Origin of the sequence: Enterobacter cloacae complex sp. P42RS, from assembly GCF_014930595.1 — a bacterium.
In the GTDB taxonomy this organism is placed as follows: Bacteria; Pseudomonadota; Gammaproteobacteria; order Enterobacterales; family Enterobacteriaceae; genus Enterobacter; species Enterobacter bugandensis.
Genome location: NZ_JADBRK010000019.1, coordinates 58,120 through 74,153, shown reverse-complemented (window position 1 = coordinate 74,153; position 16,034 = coordinate 58,120). Strand labels below are relative to the sequence as shown.

Below are 16,034 nucleotides of genomic sequence, written 5' to 3'. Positions count from 1 at the left end.
GTTAAATCGAGAGGTCATAATGGATAACCGTAAATTGAGTCGCCTGCGCCGCTGGGCGCGGGAAGGGATCATACTCATTCTGCTTACGCTGGCGGTCCTGTGGGGCGTGGATCAATACCGAAAGCCGTCATTACCCGCCAGCTTTAGCGCAACGCCTATGCAGAGCATCGACGGTAACATTCACGATATCGCGGCGCTCAGCAAGGAGCGCCCCCTGCTGATTTACGTCTGGGCAACCTGGTGTAGCATCTGTCGTTATACGACACCTGCGGTCGATAAGCTGGCAAAAGAGGGCGGTAACGTCGTAAGCATTGCCATGCGCTCCGGTGATGATGCAAAGCTCGCTCGCTGGGCTGAAAAGAAAAACCTGAGTATGCCGGTGATTAACGATGCAAACGGTGCCGTGTCGCAGCAGTGGCAGGTGAGCGTAACGCCGACGCTGGTGATTGTGTCAAAGGGGAAAGTAGTCAGTACCACAACGGGCTGGACGAGCTACTGGGGATTGAAAATCAGAATGTGGTGGGCAGGCGTATAAAGATAACCCCTCTTCCGACGGAAGAGGGGTTTTGTATTACTTCGCGAGAACTTCCTGCGCGGTGCGCTCAACCAGCGACAGCAGGATTTTGATATCCTCCAGCGTCACGGTTGGGTTCAGCAGAGTCAGCTTCAGGCAGGTGATGCCGTTATGCTCGGTCACACCGACGTTTGCACGGCCAGATTCCAGCAGCGCATCACCAATTTTCTGGTTCAGCAGGGCGATGCCCGCGTCGTCCATCTGCACCTGGCCACGGAAGCGGAACAGCACGCTTGCCAGCTGTGGCTGCATAACCAGTTCCAGAGCAGGCTGCTCTTTCACGTAGGCCGCAACCTGCTGCGCCAGCGTTACGCCGTGATCGATGATCGCCGCGTATTGCTCCTGACCCAGTGCTTCCAGGCTCATCCACAGCTTCAGCGCGTCGAAACGACGGGTGGTCTGCAGAGATTTGGACACCAGGTTAGGCACGCCCGCTTCTTCGTCGAACTCAGAGTTCAGGTAGGCCGCCTGATAGCGCATCAGCTCATAGTGACGCGCTTCTTTCAGCAGGAACGCGCCGCAGCTGATGGTCTGGAAGAACTGCTTGTGGAAGTCCAGGGTGACGGAATCCACCAGCTCGATGCCGTCCAGGTAGTGACGATACTGATCGGACATCAGCAGCGCGCCGCCCCAGGCCGCGTCAACGTGTACCCAGATGTTCTGCTTCGCCGCCAGTTCAGCAATGGCACGCAGCGGATCGATAGCACCGGCATCGGTAGTACCTGCCGTCGCGACGATGGCCAGAATCTGCTCCCCGTTCGCGTTGCACTGCTCGATTTTCGCCGCCAGATCGGTCAGATCCATGCGGGAGAACTCGTCGGTTTTCACCTGCACTACGGACTGATAGCCCAGGCCCATCAGCGCCATGTTTTTCTGCACGGAGAAGTGCGCGTTTTCGGAGCACAGCACGCGAATTTTGCGCAGATCGCCCACCAGACCGTCCTGCTGAACGGAGTGGCCCTGACGCGCGAAGAATGCGTCACGCGCCAGCATCAGACCCATCAGGTTGCTCTGGGTACCGCCGCTGGTGAACACACCCGCGTCGCCAGCCTGATAACCCACGCGGGTACGCAGCCACTCGATCAGTTTGATCTCAATAATGGTTGCGGACGGGCTTTGATCCCAGGAGTCCATACTCTGGTTAGTGGCGTTGATCAGCACTTCCGCCGCCTGGCTTACCACCAGGCTTGGGCAGTGCAGGTGCGCCACACACTGCGGGTGATGAACGGACAAGCTGTCTTTCAGGAAGAACTCCACGGCGCGTTCAATCGCCGCTTCGTTGCCCAGCCCTTTCGGGTTGAAATCCAGCTTAATACGGTCGCGCAGCTCCGCGACCGTTTTGCCCTGGTACATCTCAGGCTGCTTCAGCCACTGCATCACAGCCTGAGTGCTTTGTTCAATCGCCTGCTGGTAAGCTTCAATGCTCTGCGCAGAGGAGAACAAAATTGGGTTTGAATCTGACATCGTAATCAACTACTCCGGTTACGCCGGGCGAACGCCCGCAGCAAGCAGTGCCTGCTCGAATTTATCCAGGAAGATTTTCAGTTCTTCGTCGCTGATCAGCAGGGAAGGCAGCAGGCGCAGAACGATACCGTTACGACCACCACGCTCCAGAATCAGACCGGCTTCAAAGCACTTCTTCTGAATCAGCGCAGACAGCTCGCCGTCGCCAGGGAAGCAGCCCATATGGTCAGCAGCTTCGTGTGGCTTAACGATCTCGATACCGATCATCATGCCCAGACCGCGCACGTGACCGATGACCGGATAACGTTTTGCCATCTCTTTCAGCTGGCCTTTCAGCCATTCGCCTTGTGCAGCCACTTTGCCCGCGATGTTCTGGTCTTTCAGGATTTTCAGCGTCGTCAGGCCGGTTGCCATTGCCAGCTGGTTGCCGCGGAAAGTACCGGTGTGGTGGCCTGGCGCCCATGCGTCGAACTGCTTTTTGATACCGAGCACGGCCAGCGGCAGACCGCCACCAACCGCTTTAGACATCACGATGATGTCTGGCTCGATGCCTGCGTGTTCGAAGGCGAAGAATTTACCGGTACGGGCAAAGCCAGCCTGAACTTCGTCGAGGATCAGCAGAATGCCGTGTTCCTGAGTCACTTTACGAATGCGCTGCAACCACTCAGCCGGAGCCGGGTTCACGCCGCCTTCGCCCTGAACGGCTTCCAGGATCACCGCGGCAGGTTTACGCACGCCGCTTTCAACGTCGTTGATCAGGTTGTCGAAGTAGTAAGTCAGCGCTTTCACGCCCGCTTCACCACCGATACCCAGCGGGCAGCGGTACTCGTGCGGGTAAGGCATGAACTGCACTTCTGGCATCATACCGTCAACAGCTTCTTTCGGAGACAGGTTACCGGTCACGGACAGTGCGCCGTGGGTCATGCCGTGGTAACCGCCAGAGAAGCTGATGATACCGCTACGGCCGGTCACTTTTTTCGCCAGCTTCAGCGCCGCTTCAACGGCGTCGGCACCGGATGGACCGGTGAACTGCAGGCAGTATTCTTTGCCCTGACCAGGCAGCAGAGAGAGCAGATATTCAGAAAACGCGTCTTTCAGAGGCGTAGTCAGATCCAGAGTGTGTAACGGCAAGCCGCTGGTAATGACATTTTGGATGCTTTTCAGCACATCAGGATGGTTATGGCCAAGCGCAAGGGTCCCTGCGCCTGCTAAACAGTCAAGGTATTCTTTATTATCTGCATCGGTGATCCACACGCCTTCTGCTTTAGTAATCGCTAAAGGCAGTTTGCGCGGATAACTCCTGACGTTAGATTCAAACTCGGCCTGACGGGCCAGATAGGTTTCGTTGCTTTTGTGGGCATCTACGGTGTCAATACGGACTTTATCCGTCATCATATCACTCCTACAACCGCCGCTTCGCTATGAGCCACGATTGAATAAAAAGTTAAAAAACAGATGGGGCCTGAAAAAAACGCCGCCAATATAGAGCCTTTTGTCACGGGGCTCAATGGTTAATTTGTTTACTGTTTTGTGACATGGAGCACAGGAGAGGCAATATCACCATTTTTAAAAAGAAAATTGCACTTTATTGGCAATAAAAACAATTGCTTATTCGGCATTTGTTCGGGTTGTTAAATGACAGAAAAGAGTGTGACAAATCGTGCCATTGGCTGACAAAAGAAGGGGGTATGCTGCCTTCATACCCCCTTCTTTTTCCATCAACGACAAAAAGCGGTAGTCACATGGCGCGCGCCATGGAATCACGCATTAAAAATGGACTTTCAACGCGCGTCGTTTCCCGGTGTTGTGCTCCGTTAATAATGTGCAGGGCGCTCAGGCGACCAATTTCGTAGTGGGGCAACTGAACCGTTGAAAGAGGCGGCAAAAACAGCTCGCCAATGCCCACCATATTGTCATAGCCGATAACCGCGACATCTTCAGGGATGCGAAGCCCTTGCGCCAGCAGCGTCTGGTACACCATAAACGCGATACGATCGTTACCGCAGATAACAGAATCAAACCGCGGGATGCCGTTCCGGATACGCGCCAGCAATGCGGTCGGAATATCACGATAATGCTCATCCCCGTGCGCCATATACGCATGTTCCAGGCTGTCCGGGTCGATTCCGGCTTCACGGCAGGCGCGTTCAAGCCCCTGACGGCGCCGGGTTGTGGCCAGATGGCCCACAGGTAAATGCAGACACAGGGGCTGCCGATAGCCTTCTGCGAGTAATGCCCTGACGGCGGCGTACTGCCCCTGTTCATCATCCGGGATATAGCTGGCGACCTTTTCACCGACACTCTCGCAGTTGGCCAGCACGCAGGGGAGGGTGAGCAGCTTGGCAGGAAGAGGAACCTGACGTAGCCCCATCGTGGTGTAGATAATCCCGTCTGGCCGATGGGAGAGCAGAAGATCGACAATGGCATCCGGATTGTCGTCAGCAAACATATTCATGACGAAGCTATTCCAGCCGTGCATCCTGGCCGTCTCTTCAATGGACAGCGTAATCTCCACCGAAAAAGGTGTCGTGACCGTATCGAGCGCCAGCACGCCTATGGTTTTAGGCGAAGCATTCGCGCCGCGTATTTTCTTGGCGGACAGATCGGGAACGTAGCTGGTTTGCTCGATAGCCCACTGTACGCGCGCCAGCGTTTCCGGTTTAAGGCGCTCCGGGCTGTTAAGCGCGCGGGAAACCGTCATCAGCGATACGTTAGCCAGCTTTGCGACGTCCTTCAGGGAAGCCATTTTCTTACTCCGTTAATGCTCTGTGAGAGGGTATACAACTAAGTCGCTGATGTAAAAGGAAGGCTGATGACCAGGTTAAGTCATGCTTATTTCAGTTATAAATTTATGATCGCGATCTCACTTCCTTAATGTTAACGTTAACTTTCGTGATTAACATCTTAAATCTTAATCAGGCAGCATGAGAAAGCATGGATGTTAACGTTACCATTTGGTCATTACTCCAACACGAGAATGCCATGATGAAAACGCATCACTCTCACAGCTATCCCTTACTGAGCGCATTACTGTTTTTCTTTTTTGTCACCTGGTCATCTTCCGGTTCGTTGCTCTCTATCTGGCTCCACCAGGAAGTGGGGTTAAAAGCGGGGGACACGGGCGTTATCTATGCCGTGCTTTCCGTCTCCGCACTGTTTGCTCAAATCTGCTATGGATTTATTCAGGACAAACTCGGCCTGCGCAAAAACCTGCTCTGGTTTCTGACCAGTCTGCTTATTCTTTCCGGTCCGGCCTTTTTGCTGTTTGGCTATCTGCTGCAAATTAACGTGTTGCTGGGCAGTATTTTCGGTGGGATTTTTATTGGCCTGACGTTTAACGGTGGGATTGGGGTGCTGGAATCCTATACCGAACGCGTAGCCCGTCAGAGCCAGTTTGAGTTCGGCAAGGCGAGAATGTGGGGATCGCTTGGCTGGGCGGCGGCAACCTTTTTTGCGGGGCTCCTGTTTAACATCAATCCGAAGCTGAATTTCGCTGTCGCGAGCTGCGCCGGGCTGGTGTTTTTTGTTTTGCTCGCGCGCCTGCGGGTCTCTTCCGCACCGCACGCCATGCAGGAAGCGGTGTCCGGTGGCAAGGTGACGCTGGAAGACGCATTGCGCCTGCTGACGCTGCCGCGTTTCTGGGCGCTGGTGTTTTTCGTTATCGGCACCTGCATTTACGGCGTTTACGATCAGCAGTTCCCGGTCTATTTCTCATCACAGTTCCCGACGTTGCAGGAAGGGAACGCCATGTACGGCTATCTCAACTCCTTCCAGGTTTTCCTTGAGGCGGCGGGCATGTTTTGCGCCCCGTGGCTGGTGAACCGCCTCGGCGCGAAAAACGGCCTGATATTCGCGGGAATGGTGATGGCAATGCGTATGGTGGCATCCGGTCTGGTTGAGGGGCCGGTGCTCATCTCCATTACCAAGCTGCTGCACGCGGTAGAACTGCCCGTATTGCTGGTCTCGATATTTAAATACAACAGCTTACATTTTGATAAGCGGCTCTCTTCCACGCTCTATCTGGTGGGCTTTGCCTGTACAAGCTCGGTGATTGCGTCTGTGCTGTCGCCGCTGGCGGGTTACAGCTATGAGAAATACGGCTTTGCCCAATCCTATCTCATTATGGGGCTGTTAGTTTTCAGCACCACGCTCATCTCCATCTTCCTGTTGCGCTCGGGTAAGTCTTCTTCTGACCCGCTCATGCCGCAACCCTCCACTATCTGACTGAAAAGAGTAAACAAATGATGTATTCCATTGCCAAAGCTGAACAATCATTACAGGCCAAACGCGGCGATCTTAACCTGCGCTGGTATCCGCGTTACCACCTCGCCGCGCGTGCCGGCTGGATGAACGACCCGAATGGTCTGGTGTGGTTTGACGGCTGGTATCACGCGTTTTACCAGCATCATCCGTACTCGACCCAGTGGGGGCCGATGCACTGGGGCCATGCGCGCAGCAAGGATTTAGTTCGCTGGGAACACCTCCCGGTGGTGCTGGCACCGGAAGGGCCAGAGGATAAGGACGGCTGTTTTTCCGGCTCGGCGGTGGTGGATGGCGATACGCTGGCGCTGATTTATACCGGCCACAAATTCCACGGCGATCCGGATGACGAGGCTAACCTTTACCAGGTGCAGTGCCTGGCAACCAGCCGTGATGGCGTCCATTTTACGCGACAAGGAACGATCGTTGACACGCCGCCTGGGCTGCATCACTTTCGCGATCCAAAAGTGTGGCGGGAAGGGGAGCGCTGGTACATGGTTGTCGGCGCGCGGGATGGCGAGACGGGCCAGGTGCGCGTTTACCGTTCTGACGACCTGCGCGAATGGCAGGATATGGGCGTGCTTGCGGTGGCTGAAAAAGAGATGGGTTATATGTGGGAATGCCCGGACTTTTTCACCCTCAACGGCAAACGCGTGCTGATGTTTTCACCTCAGGGGCTGGCTGCGGAGGGATTCAAAAATCGCAATCTTTTCCAGAGCGGTTACCTGCTGGGGGAGTGGCAGCCCGGCCAACCTTTCGTGCGTGAAGGTGAGTTTGTGGAGATGGATAGCGGGCATGATTTCTATGCGCCACAAAGCTTCCTGACGCCTGACGGCCGCCGCATCGTTATCGGCTGGCTGGACATGTGGGAATCTCCCCTTCCGGAACAGCAGGACGGGTGGGCTGGCATGCTCTCCTTACCGCGCGAGCTGACGCTAAGCGCGGATAACCGCCTGCAGATGCGGCCAGCCAGAGAAGTGGAAAGCTTGCGGGGAGCGTGGTTCCCCTGGCCGGTGAGCACGCTCAACAATCAGCAGATCGTTCAGGTGGAAAGCTGCGATGCGATGGAGATCATTCTGCAGTGGGACTGTTCTAACAGCAGCGCGGAGCAGTACGGCATTCGTCTTGGCGACGGATTCCGTCTCTACGTTGATGCGCAGATGCAGCGCCTGGTGCTGGAGCGTTATTATCCGCAGTATGGCCTGTGCGGTACCCGAAGCGTCGCGCTGAACCTGAACGACACGCTAAGCCTGCGCCTGTTCGTTGACAGTTCGTCAGTGGAAGTGTTTTTCAATGAAGGGGAGGCGTGCCTGAGCAGCCGCATTTATCCTGATGAAGGGGCGCGCGAACTGGCAATGTTTGCCTGGACGGGAACCGCATCGCTTATTGATGCCGGGGCGTGGCAGCTAGAGTAATACGTTAAGGCCTGCAAATTAAAAAGGCGACAGGTGTCGCCTCTGTTTCTATTTAATCTTTGTTGCGTAGCCTTCGAACTTTCCTTCTTTACTCACCGCTAATTTGCCTTTAGCAGGATAGTAAATGAAGGTGTATAGCCCTTGTGAATAAACTTTTGCCTGAGGCTCATTTTCATCCAGCGCGTCCAATACGCCATCGACATCCAGGATCTCGCCTTTAATTGTGATCTTCATTCCTTCCCATTTAAAGGCGTGTATCGCTTTGCCCGCCTGAGCATGTTGTTTCACGTCTTTTTTAGCCCAGATACCCGTACCCGCTGCGGCATCACGCGCGTTCGCCCATGCTGCATTTTGTGCGGCTTCATTATAAGCATTCTGGCGATTTTGCTCAGCCAGGTAGCAGGTATCTTTGCTAATGCCCTGGCGCTCACATTCGGCCATGCGCTGAGCAGTTGAAGTACACGCAGAAAGCAGGATGGCAGCACCAGCTATTAATACCGCTAAGAGTGACTTTATCATTACGATGATACCTTTGGTGAAATATATTCTATAGAAGAAGGTTTAATAGCCACAAATATAATAAGCCTGATACATAATACCTAACCATGCGCCAACGATAATAAGCATCAGGTACACTATTACAGAGATGACAATGTATTTTGTCATACTGGTTATTTATTAAAAGCCAATCCCTACGCCGACTGAAGCCCCCATATTATTTGCTGTGTCATCAGAGAAGCTCACTTTACCAACCATATGTTCGTTAAAGTTAACCGACGCCCCAACCGCTAACGCGCTTTCACCGTTGTAAGTCGCACCGCCAGCCGAGAACATCACGCGCTGATTTGTTTGCACCTGAGGTAAACCGGCCATCGCCATCGCGCCGCTGATACCCGCGTTTGCTTCTTTCTTGTTATTATCGACTTCCTCACGCAGCGATTTAAATTGCTGGTTAGCGTTGTTATTCAGAGCCTGTAATGTCTGTTTGGTCGCCTGCAGCTCCTGAGCCTCGGCCGTAACCGCCTGACTATTAGTAGCGACTTTAGCCTGTGTTGTCGTGTCTACCTGCGTGCGTGTCACAGTGGTCATCACGCCATTTTTTCCATCTTTGCCGTCTTTACCGTCTTTACCATTCGCTCCGTCACGTCCGTTAATTCCGGCTACGCCCTGTGCGCCGGTATCGCCTTTCTCACCCTTAGCGCCGTCTTTTCCATCAACGCCATTAGTTGGTTTTGGGGCATTCTCAAGAGCTAACAGGCGGCCATCTTGTATACCGTTAGTAGCTTCAACAGTTGCAAGGCGGCTATCCTGGACAGCGTTAACAGTTTCAATATTAGTAATTGCAGTTCCGTTAGTCAGCACGCCCTGTAACGCCGCATCACCTTTTTTATTAGCGGTGTCAGCAAGAGCGCCTGCTAATTTAGCTTCATGATCGACACCAGAGACAGAAGTCTGAAGAGAGGAAATATTATTGGCGTTAGTGCTGATATTACCATTACTTGCGTCAATCTCGTTTTGCATCCGCTCACGATCGCCTTGTAAGTTATAGATCTGCCCGTCTTGTTTTACATTTTCAGCTTTCATATTATCCAGATTATAAGCGGTTTTGTCAGTGCCCTGAACCTGAATAAAAGTACCTGAATTGAATACGTTATCGTTAAGGTTTACGTTTACATCAGCTGCTTGAGTTACGTTCATAGAGCCAGTGAAAATAACACCAAATACAAAAGCACTAACGGCATTTTTAACAACTTTCATTTGTAAAACACTCATCATTTAAAAAGTAAAAAAGGGCAAGGCTGGCTATCCTGGCGTGTTGATGTAACGTCTGGTTACGCCCGATTAAAATAACGGAGTTACGTTAAATTTTGAATAAATCACTTAATTCGTAACGTGCAGTAACTATCAGTTAATGCGAGCTTTTGGATATTGATCTAAATCATAAACGGCATGAATATCCAAAGTGAATTTTTAAGAGGTGAAGGGAAATATCTCAATGTTTACATTAACTTATAAGGTGAGAGGCCAAACGCGAGTTTCGCGGTAACCCCTTGATTGAGAGGCTAAATGTTTAGCGGGGTTAAACAATTTAGGGATTACTTTATATTTCATTCGAAATAAGTTTTAATGATTAATGAAACGTAAAATAGACTTACTGAAAGCGGAAAAAAATTATGTTGGTCGAGCTATTTCTTACATTCTGAAAAAGTGGATGTTTTTTGGACGTAATGGAAATGTTATAGCGAAGGGTGTTGATTTAAAGAAGTGGCATAATAGTTCTGTAATTATCGCTGCCAGCCTTTTCTTTCGCACCAACCCTGTGTGAAGAAGCGATCCCCACAAGGGCGCTTGCGTCAGCCAGCAACTTCCCCTAATCTGGCAAAAGTAAGTCAATTCTTACCAAATGACTCGGGGTGCCCTTCTTCGTTGAAGGCTGAGAAATACCCGTATTACCTGATCTGGATAATGCCAGCGTAGGGAAGTCAGATGCCTTCCCGGTCATCGCTTCTTCACGCAAGGCAGGAGCGAACCCATGCAGCCTGACCTGCTCGATTTACACGTTTTACACCACTTCCGTACCCGTTCTCCGCTGACCCACTGCATGACCAATGACGTCGTAAAGACCTTTACGGCCAACGTTTTGCTGGCCCTTGGCGCATCCCCGGCGATGGTGATTGAGGCCGAAGAGGCCGAACAGTTTGCCGCGATAGCCGATGCGCTGTTAATCAACGTCGGCACGCTGACCGCACCGCGCGCCCAGTCGATGCGTCGTGCCATTGAAAGCGCGGTGGCGGCAGGCAAGCCCTGGACGCTGGACCCGGTTGCGGTGGGTGCCCTGACGTTCCGCACCCGTTTTTGCCATCAAATTTTGGCCCTGAACCCGACCACCATTCGCGGCAACGCCTCCGAAATCCTGGCTCTGGCCGGAATGAGCGCGGGTGGGCGCGGCGTTGATACCACCGACACCGCCGCCAGCGCGTTGCCTGCCGCTCAGGCGTTGGCCCGCCAGACCCATGCCATTGTGGTGGTCACCGGCGAGGTGGACTACATCACTGACGGAGAGCGGACCCGAACGGTAACGGGCGGAGACCCGTTAATGACGCGCGTAGTGGGAACCGGGTGCGCGCTTTCTGCCGTTGTGGCGGCGAGCTGCTCGCTGCCGGGGGACAGGCTGGATAACGTTGCCACCGCCTGCGGATGGATGAAGCGGGCCGGAACGGTCGCCGCTGCGCAGTCGCGTGGCCCGGGCAGTTTTGCCAGCGCCTTCCTGGATGCGCTCTATACGCTGGAGGAACAAGCATGAAGCGGATTAACGCCCTGACCATTGCCGGTACCGACCCCAGCGGCGGCGCGGGCATCCAGGCCGATTTGAAAACCTTCTCGGCCCTAGGCGCGTATGGCTGCTCGGTGATTACCGCGCTGGTAGCGCAAAACACGCGCGGCGTGCAGTCGGTCTACCGTATCGAGCCGGATTTTGTTGCCGCGCAGCTGGATTCGGTGTTCAGCGACGTGCGGATTGATACCACCAAGATCGGCATGCTGGCCGAAACGGACATTGTGGAGGCGGTGGCCGAGCGGCTTAAGCGCTATCAGGTGCAAAACGTGGTGCTGGATACCGTCATGCTGGCAAAAAGCGGCGATCCGCTGCTCTCCGCCTCCGCCGTTGAGACGCTGCGCAATAAGCTGCTGCCGCAGGTGGCGCTCATCACGCCCAATCTGCCGGAAGCCGCCGCGCTGTTAGGCACGTCGCACGCGCAAACTGAACGCGAAATGAAAGAGCAGGGGTATGCGCTGCTGGCGATGGGCTGCGGGGCGGTGCTGATGAAAGGCGGTCATCTGGATGACGCTGAAAGCCCGGACTGGCTCTTTACCCGCGACGGCGAGCAACGTTTTACGGCTCCGCGCGTACAGACCAAAAACACCCACGGCACGGGGTGCACTCTCTCCGCTGCGCTGGCGGCGCTGCGCCCGCGGCATGACGGCTGGGCTGATACGGTGCGAGAAGCGAAAATCTGGCTGTCGGCGGCGCTGGCAAAAGCCGATACTCTGGAAGTCGGTCACGGTATTGGGCCGGTTCATCATTTTCATGCGTGGTGGTAACCCAGTATACTGGCAGGAAACACCACGCCTGAGAAAACAGAGATGGAACAAGCGCATACCCGGTTAATCGCTCAACTGACTGAACGGATCGCCGCGCCTGACAACACGCCGCTGTACCTGAAATTTGCCGAAACGGTAAAAAACGCGGTGCGCAGCGGCGTGCTGGAGCACGGGAACATTTTGCCCGGCGAGCGAGATCTGAGCCAGTTAACCGGCGTGTCGCGGATCACCGTGCGCAAAGCGATGCAGGCGCTGGAAGCCGAGGGCGTTGTCACGCGTGCCCGGGGTTACGGCACGCAAATTAACAACATCTTCGAATACTCGCTCAAGGAAGCGCGCGGGTTCTCTCAGCAGGTGGTGCTGCGCGGTAAAACGCCTAATACGCTGTGGGTCAATAAACGCGTGGTGAAATGCCCGGAAGAGGTGGCGGGCCACCTGTCGCTGGAGCCGAACAGCGACGTCTTTTTGCTGAAGCGTATTCGCTATGTGGATGACGATGCGGTGTCGATTGAAGAGTCCTGGGTGCCGGTTGGGCTCATTCCCGAACCGGATGCGATAGGGATTTCGCTGTACGACTACTTCCGCAGTCAGAATATCTTCCCGCAGCGCACCCGTTCACGGGTCAGCGCCCGCATGCCGGACAGTGAGTTTCAGGCGCACATTAAGATGGACGAAAAAATACCGGTGCTGGTGATCAAGCAGGTTGCGCTTGACCAGCAGCACCGGCCGATTGAGTACAGCATCAGCTACTGTCGCAGCGACCTATACGTCTTTGTGTGCGAGGAGTAATTCCTCACGAGTGGGCGCGCAGTCGCCGCCGCGATGGCTCACCACCCAGGACGCCACGGCATTCCCCAGCAGAACGGCGTCTGCCAGCGACCATCCCGCCGCCAGCCCGGCAAGCGTGCCGCCCGCGTGGCTGTCGCCAGCGCCAATGGTGTCCACTACCGTGGCGGGAAACGCCGGAACAACGCCCGATGCGTCGCCATCATACCAGGCAGCACCGTCTTTATCATGCCGCACAATCAGCGCGGCGCCGAAGCGCTGCTGCCACTCCTCGCCCAGGTTTTCAGCCTCAACGCCCAGCCTTTCAGCAGCGAGCTCCGCTTCCTGACGATTAAGCGACACGATCGGCCTGCAGGTCATAATCCGCGCCATCAGCGCGTCGGGGATATCCGCGATGCGTGGGCCGAAATCGATAAGCGCCGTCACGTCCTCCAGCCCTTCAAGCCAGCCCGTCAGCAGCTCGCCGCACGGCGAGGCCAGCTGGTAGCCGGAGAGATAAACCAGGCTATTTTGCGGGACGTTTAGCTCGTCAAGCCAGCGCTGCTGCCACTGGTTCTCGACGCCGCTAAAGGACATAAAGGTGCGCTCGCCGTCAGGCTCCACCAGCGCCAGACACCAGCCGTTGTCGCCGGTTTCAGCCTCCACGGCGCTGTGCAGATCCTGCTTCGCCATTGCGTTACGAATAATATCCGCCCACACGCCGTGGCCGACGGGAAGGGCGTTTTGCGCCGCAATGCCGAGCCGTTTCAGGGCGATGGCGATATTCAGCGCGCAGCCGCCGATATTCACCCCCTGCTGTTTAAGCTCGATATCACACCCGCGCCAGGGCAGGGCGTAGGCGTCGGCGATGACGTCAATCACCGCCGCGCCCAGCACCGTCACCGGGCGCGTGGCGTGCAGGGTGTCGAGACGTTGGGCAAATGCATTCATACCCCCTCCCTTTGCTCCCTGAAGTGCAGCAGTTTTTCGCAATAGTGACCGAAATCGAGCTGATTAACGGCGTCGAGCTCGGCCTTCAGAGCCGGGTCAATGGCCTGCACGCCGTGGAGCGCGCCGCAGATGGCCGTCGCCATCGCGCCAATGGTGTCGGTATCGCCACCCAGATTGGCGCATAAAATGGCGCAGCGGTTCGGGTCGGTTCCCGCCAGCTCCACCATCGCGATGGCTGCCGGAACGGACTCAATGGTGCTGGTACCTGCGCCAGTGAGCTGATAAATCTGCTCGCTGGCGGAGTCGATGCCGTTGGCGTCCCGCACGGTCTTAAGCGCCAGCTCAATGCGTGCCGCGAGCGACGCGCTGAAGGTGGTGGTTTTCGCCTCCTGCGCATAGCGGGCGATCCCCGGCAGGGCATCGACGATGTTCTGCCAGCGTTCCCCATCGATGGCGCGGGAAACCGCCCAGGCAATCACCACCGCGCCGGCAATGGCGAGATCCGATTTATGCGTCGGGCTGGAGGCCTGCGCCACCTGGTCCACAAAGTGCTCCAGCCGCGTCGCCGGGAGCAGGCAGCCCAGCGGGGAGGCGCGCATCGCCGCCCCGTTAGTCACGCCGTTGTTGTCCAGCTCGCTGACCGGCTTCCCGTCACGAATCGCGTTAAGCGCGATTTTCGAGGTCGGGCCGAGCACGTTCTTGTTAAACGCGTCGAAATCAAGTGCCCAGTTCAGGATATGCTTGCCGATAACCTCCGCGTTAATCTCCCCGTCGCACTCGATGATCGCATCGGCCAGGCACAGCGCCATCGAGGTGTCATCGGTGAACTCTGCCTGTTTGAAATAGCAGGCCGCGTTATTCTCTGCCGGGCCGGGTAAAAAGCGGTCGATCCAGCCGAAGTGCGCCTTGACGCGCTTTCTCGGCCACAGCTCCGACGGCATGCCCATCGCATCCCCTAACGCCTGGCCGTAAAGGGCCCCGAGAATACGGTCTTGTTTCATTTAACTTCCCCTTGTGTCAGCGCGGTATCGCCATCAACCACCTCAATTGCGGTGATCTCTTTATCCGATTCGCGGAAAAACAGCATAAACAGCACGGCAATCACGGCAATCATGACTGCACCAAATGTCCACATTCCGGCCCAGTTGAAGGTCAGCCCATTCACCGGCTCTTTGTAAGCGAACATTTTTTCCATCATCACGCCGCCCAGGCGGTAACCCAGCAGGCTACCAAACCCCTGACAGCACAGCGTAATCAGGCCTTGCGCGGCGGTGCGCATGTGCACCGGCGCTTTTTTATCCACGTAGATGTACGCGGTCACGTAGTAGAAGTCATAGCTCACGCCGTGCAGCAGGATGCCGAGGAACAGCAGGGCGTAGGTGAAGTACTGCTCCGCACCGCCGTAAACGAAGAAGCCGTAGCGGATGGCGGCGGTAATCAGGCCCAGCAGCAAGACCTTCTTAATACCAAAGCGTTTGGTAAAGAACGGCAGGGCGAGCATAAAGAAGATTTCTGAGAACTGGCCGAGCGTCATCCAGCCGGTGGCGTTTTTCATCCCCACTTCGGTGAGATAGCCGTTGGCGAAGATGTAGTAGAAGGCCAGCGGCATGGCGAACAGGAACGAGCAGAAGAAGAACACCAGGAAGTTTTTGTCGCGCAGCAGGACCAGCGCATCCAGCCCCAGCATCACTTTGAAATCCAGCTTGCCGGTACTTTTCGGCGGCGTGTTCGGCAGGAACAGGGCAAAGACGCCGAGCAGGGCGGAGCTGGCTGCGGTCATCAGCAGCGGAATATTGGTATCGGAAATATCGCTGTAGCCGAGCATCTGTGGCAGGAACCCGCACGCCAGCCCCGAGGCGATCCAGCCGATAGTGCCCATCACGCGGATACGCGGGAAATCAGCCTCAACGTCGTCTACGTTCGCGAAGGCAATGCTATTGGTCAGCGCGATGGTCGGCATATAGGTCAGGGAATAGACCAGCAGCAGCGGGAAGAAGGTACTGAACTGGGTTTGCTGCGCGGCGAAGTACATCAGGATCGCGCCGGCGAACATCAGCACCGACAGCACTTTCTGCGCGGCGAAGAAGCGGTCCGTCAGCGAGCCGACCAGGATAGGAGAGAGGATCGCGGCAATCGCGGTACAGGCGTAAGACCAGCCAATTTCCCCGGCGGTAAACCCGCTTTTGCTCAGCCACAGCCACAATGGCACAAACCACGCGCCCCAGATAAACCATTCAACAAACATCATGAATGACAGTTGGACTTTCGTTTTCATTTTTTAATCCTGCATGTCAGATAAGGTACGCCTTTAACATACCACTCAATAATACCTTTTAAATACCTTTGTGGCGATTGTTTGATCAATGTAACAGTTTTGTTGTACACGAATCGAGCCAGCAGATTGTGCTGAAAAAAAATGCATATGGTGGAAAATCTGTTAAGTCGGTACCAGGCTTAGTCTGCCCATAAAAGATGGGACTGGATAAACACACACCGACACGACG

Annotated in this window: 15 protein-coding genes and 1 riboswitch; of the genes, 7 read left to right on the top strand and 8 right to left on the bottom strand. The window is 55.2% G+C overall.

Annotation, left to right across the window (positions count from 1 at the left end; translation table 11 throughout):
* Nucleotides 1–19: 19 nt before the first annotated feature.
* Nucleotides 20–535, top strand: coding sequence for a protein disulfide oxidoreductase (locus IM314_RS18625; RefSeq protein ID WP_047363118.1), 516 nt, complete (start codon nucleotides 20–22; stop codon nucleotides 533–535).
* A gap of 36 nt (nucleotides 536–571) precedes the next feature.
* On the opposite strand, the gene IM314_RS18620 is transcribed toward IM314_RS18625, so the two are convergent.
* The 3 genes from IM314_RS18620 to IM314_RS18610 all read right to left on the bottom strand — a co-directional run bounded on the left by IM314_RS18620 (nucleotide 572) and on the right by IM314_RS18610 (nucleotide 4,784).
* Nucleotides 572–2,038, bottom strand: coding sequence for an aspartate aminotransferase family protein (locus tag IM314_RS18620; RefSeq protein WP_028013828.1), 1,467 nt, complete (start codon nucleotides 2,036–2,038; stop codon nucleotides 572–574).
* A gap of 18 nt (nucleotides 2,039–2,056) precedes the next feature.
* Nucleotides 2,057–3,433, bottom strand: coding sequence for a diaminobutyrate--2-oxoglutarate transaminase (locus IM314_RS18615; protein WP_014884533.1), 1,377 nt, complete (start codon nucleotides 3,431–3,433; stop codon nucleotides 2,057–2,059).
* A gap of 343 nt (nucleotides 3,434–3,776) precedes the next feature.
* Nucleotides 3,777–4,784, bottom strand: coding sequence for a LacI family DNA-binding transcriptional regulator (locus IM314_RS18610; protein ID WP_193358801.1), 1,008 nt, complete (start codon nucleotides 4,782–4,784; stop codon nucleotides 3,777–3,779).
* A gap of 236 nt (nucleotides 4,785–5,020) precedes the next feature.
* On the opposite strand from IM314_RS18610, the gene IM314_RS18605 reads away from it, so the two are divergent.
* Both IM314_RS18605 and IM314_RS18600 read left to right on the top strand, forming a co-directional pair.
* Nucleotides 5,021–6,262 (top strand): MFS transporter, encoded by a 1,242-nt coding sequence (locus IM314_RS18605; protein ID WP_193357241.1) that lies wholly within the window; start codon nucleotides 5,021–5,023, stop codon nucleotides 6,260–6,262.
* Nucleotides 6,263–6,279: 17 nt separating this feature from the next.
* On the top strand, nucleotides 6,280–7,713 hold the full coding sequence (locus IM314_RS18600) for a glycoside hydrolase family 32 protein (protein ID WP_193358800.1): 1,434 nt from the start codon (nucleotides 6,280–6,282) through the stop codon (nucleotides 7,711–7,713).
* 48 nt (nucleotides 7,714–7,761) lie between these two features.
* On the opposite strand, the gene IM314_RS18595 is transcribed toward IM314_RS18600, so the two are convergent.
* Nucleotides 7,762–8,232, bottom strand: coding sequence for a hypothetical protein (locus IM314_RS18595; RefSeq protein WP_193358799.1), 471 nt, complete (start codon nucleotides 8,230–8,232; stop codon nucleotides 7,762–7,764).
* A gap of 159 nt (nucleotides 8,233–8,391) precedes the next feature.
* A complete protein-coding gene (locus IM314_RS22010; RefSeq protein WP_227008592.1) occupies nucleotides 8,392–9,471 on the bottom strand; it encodes a YadA-like family protein in 1,080 nt (359 codons plus the stop codon).
* 376 nt (nucleotides 9,472–9,847) lie between these two features.
* On the opposite strand from IM314_RS22010, the gene IM314_RS18585 reads away from it, so the two are divergent.
* The 4 genes from IM314_RS18585 to IM314_RS18570 all read left to right on the top strand — a co-directional run bounded on the left by IM314_RS18585 (nucleotide 9,848) and on the right by IM314_RS18570 (nucleotide 12,603).
* Nucleotides 9,848–10,039 carry a hypothetical protein gene (locus tag IM314_RS18585; protein WP_193358798.1) on the top strand — a complete coding sequence of 64 codons (192 nt, stop codon included), beginning with the start codon at nucleotides 9,848–9,850 and terminating at the stop codon, nucleotides 10,037–10,039.
* A 74-nt stretch (nucleotides 10,040–10,113) separates the two neighbouring features.
* Nucleotides 10,114–10,211, top strand: a riboswitch (TPP riboswitch).
* A 35-nt stretch (nucleotides 10,212–10,246) separates the two neighbouring features.
* A complete protein-coding gene (gene thiM / locus IM314_RS18580; protein WP_193358797.1) occupies nucleotides 10,247–11,017 on the top strand; it encodes a hydroxyethylthiazole kinase in 771 nt (256 codons plus the stop codon).
* Complete coding sequence (thiD, locus tag IM314_RS18575; protein ID WP_028013822.1) at nucleotides 11,014–11,814, top strand: bifunctional hydroxymethylpyrimidine kinase/phosphomethylpyrimidine kinase; 801 nt, start codon at nucleotides 11,014–11,016, stop codon at nucleotides 11,812–11,814. Before thiM ends, thiD begins: the two co-directional genes overlap by 4 nt.
* 42 nt (nucleotides 11,815–11,856) lie before the next feature.
* Entirely contained in the window at nucleotides 11,857–12,603 is a 747-nt protein-coding gene (locus tag IM314_RS18570; RefSeq protein ID WP_028013821.1) for a GntR family transcriptional regulator, read from the top strand.
* On the opposite strand, the gene IM314_RS18565 is transcribed toward IM314_RS18570, so the two are convergent.
* From IM314_RS18565 to IM314_RS18555, 3 genes are read right to left on the bottom strand one after another with little or no spacing between them, the layout of a single operon-like run.
* The gene (locus tag IM314_RS18565; protein ID WP_193358796.1) at nucleotides 12,577–13,530 is read right to left on the bottom strand and encodes a PfkB family carbohydrate kinase; all 954 of its coding nucleotides are present in this window, start codon (nucleotides 13,528–13,530) and stop codon (nucleotides 12,577–12,579) included. The two genes, IM314_RS18570 and IM314_RS18565, sit on opposite strands and share 27 nt — an antisense overlap.
* Nucleotides 13,527–14,531, bottom strand: coding sequence for an ADP-ribosylglycohydrolase family protein (locus IM314_RS18560; RefSeq protein ID WP_045629844.1), 1,005 nt, complete (start codon nucleotides 14,529–14,531; stop codon nucleotides 13,527–13,529). Before IM314_RS18560 ends, IM314_RS18565 begins: the two co-directional genes overlap by 4 nt.
* A complete protein-coding gene (locus tag IM314_RS18555) occupies nucleotides 14,528–15,805 on the bottom strand; it encodes a nucleoside permease (RefSeq protein WP_028013818.1) in 1,278 nt (425 codons plus the stop codon). Before IM314_RS18555 ends, IM314_RS18560 begins: the two co-directional genes overlap by 4 nt.
* Between the last annotated feature and the right edge of the window lie 229 nt (nucleotides 15,806–16,034).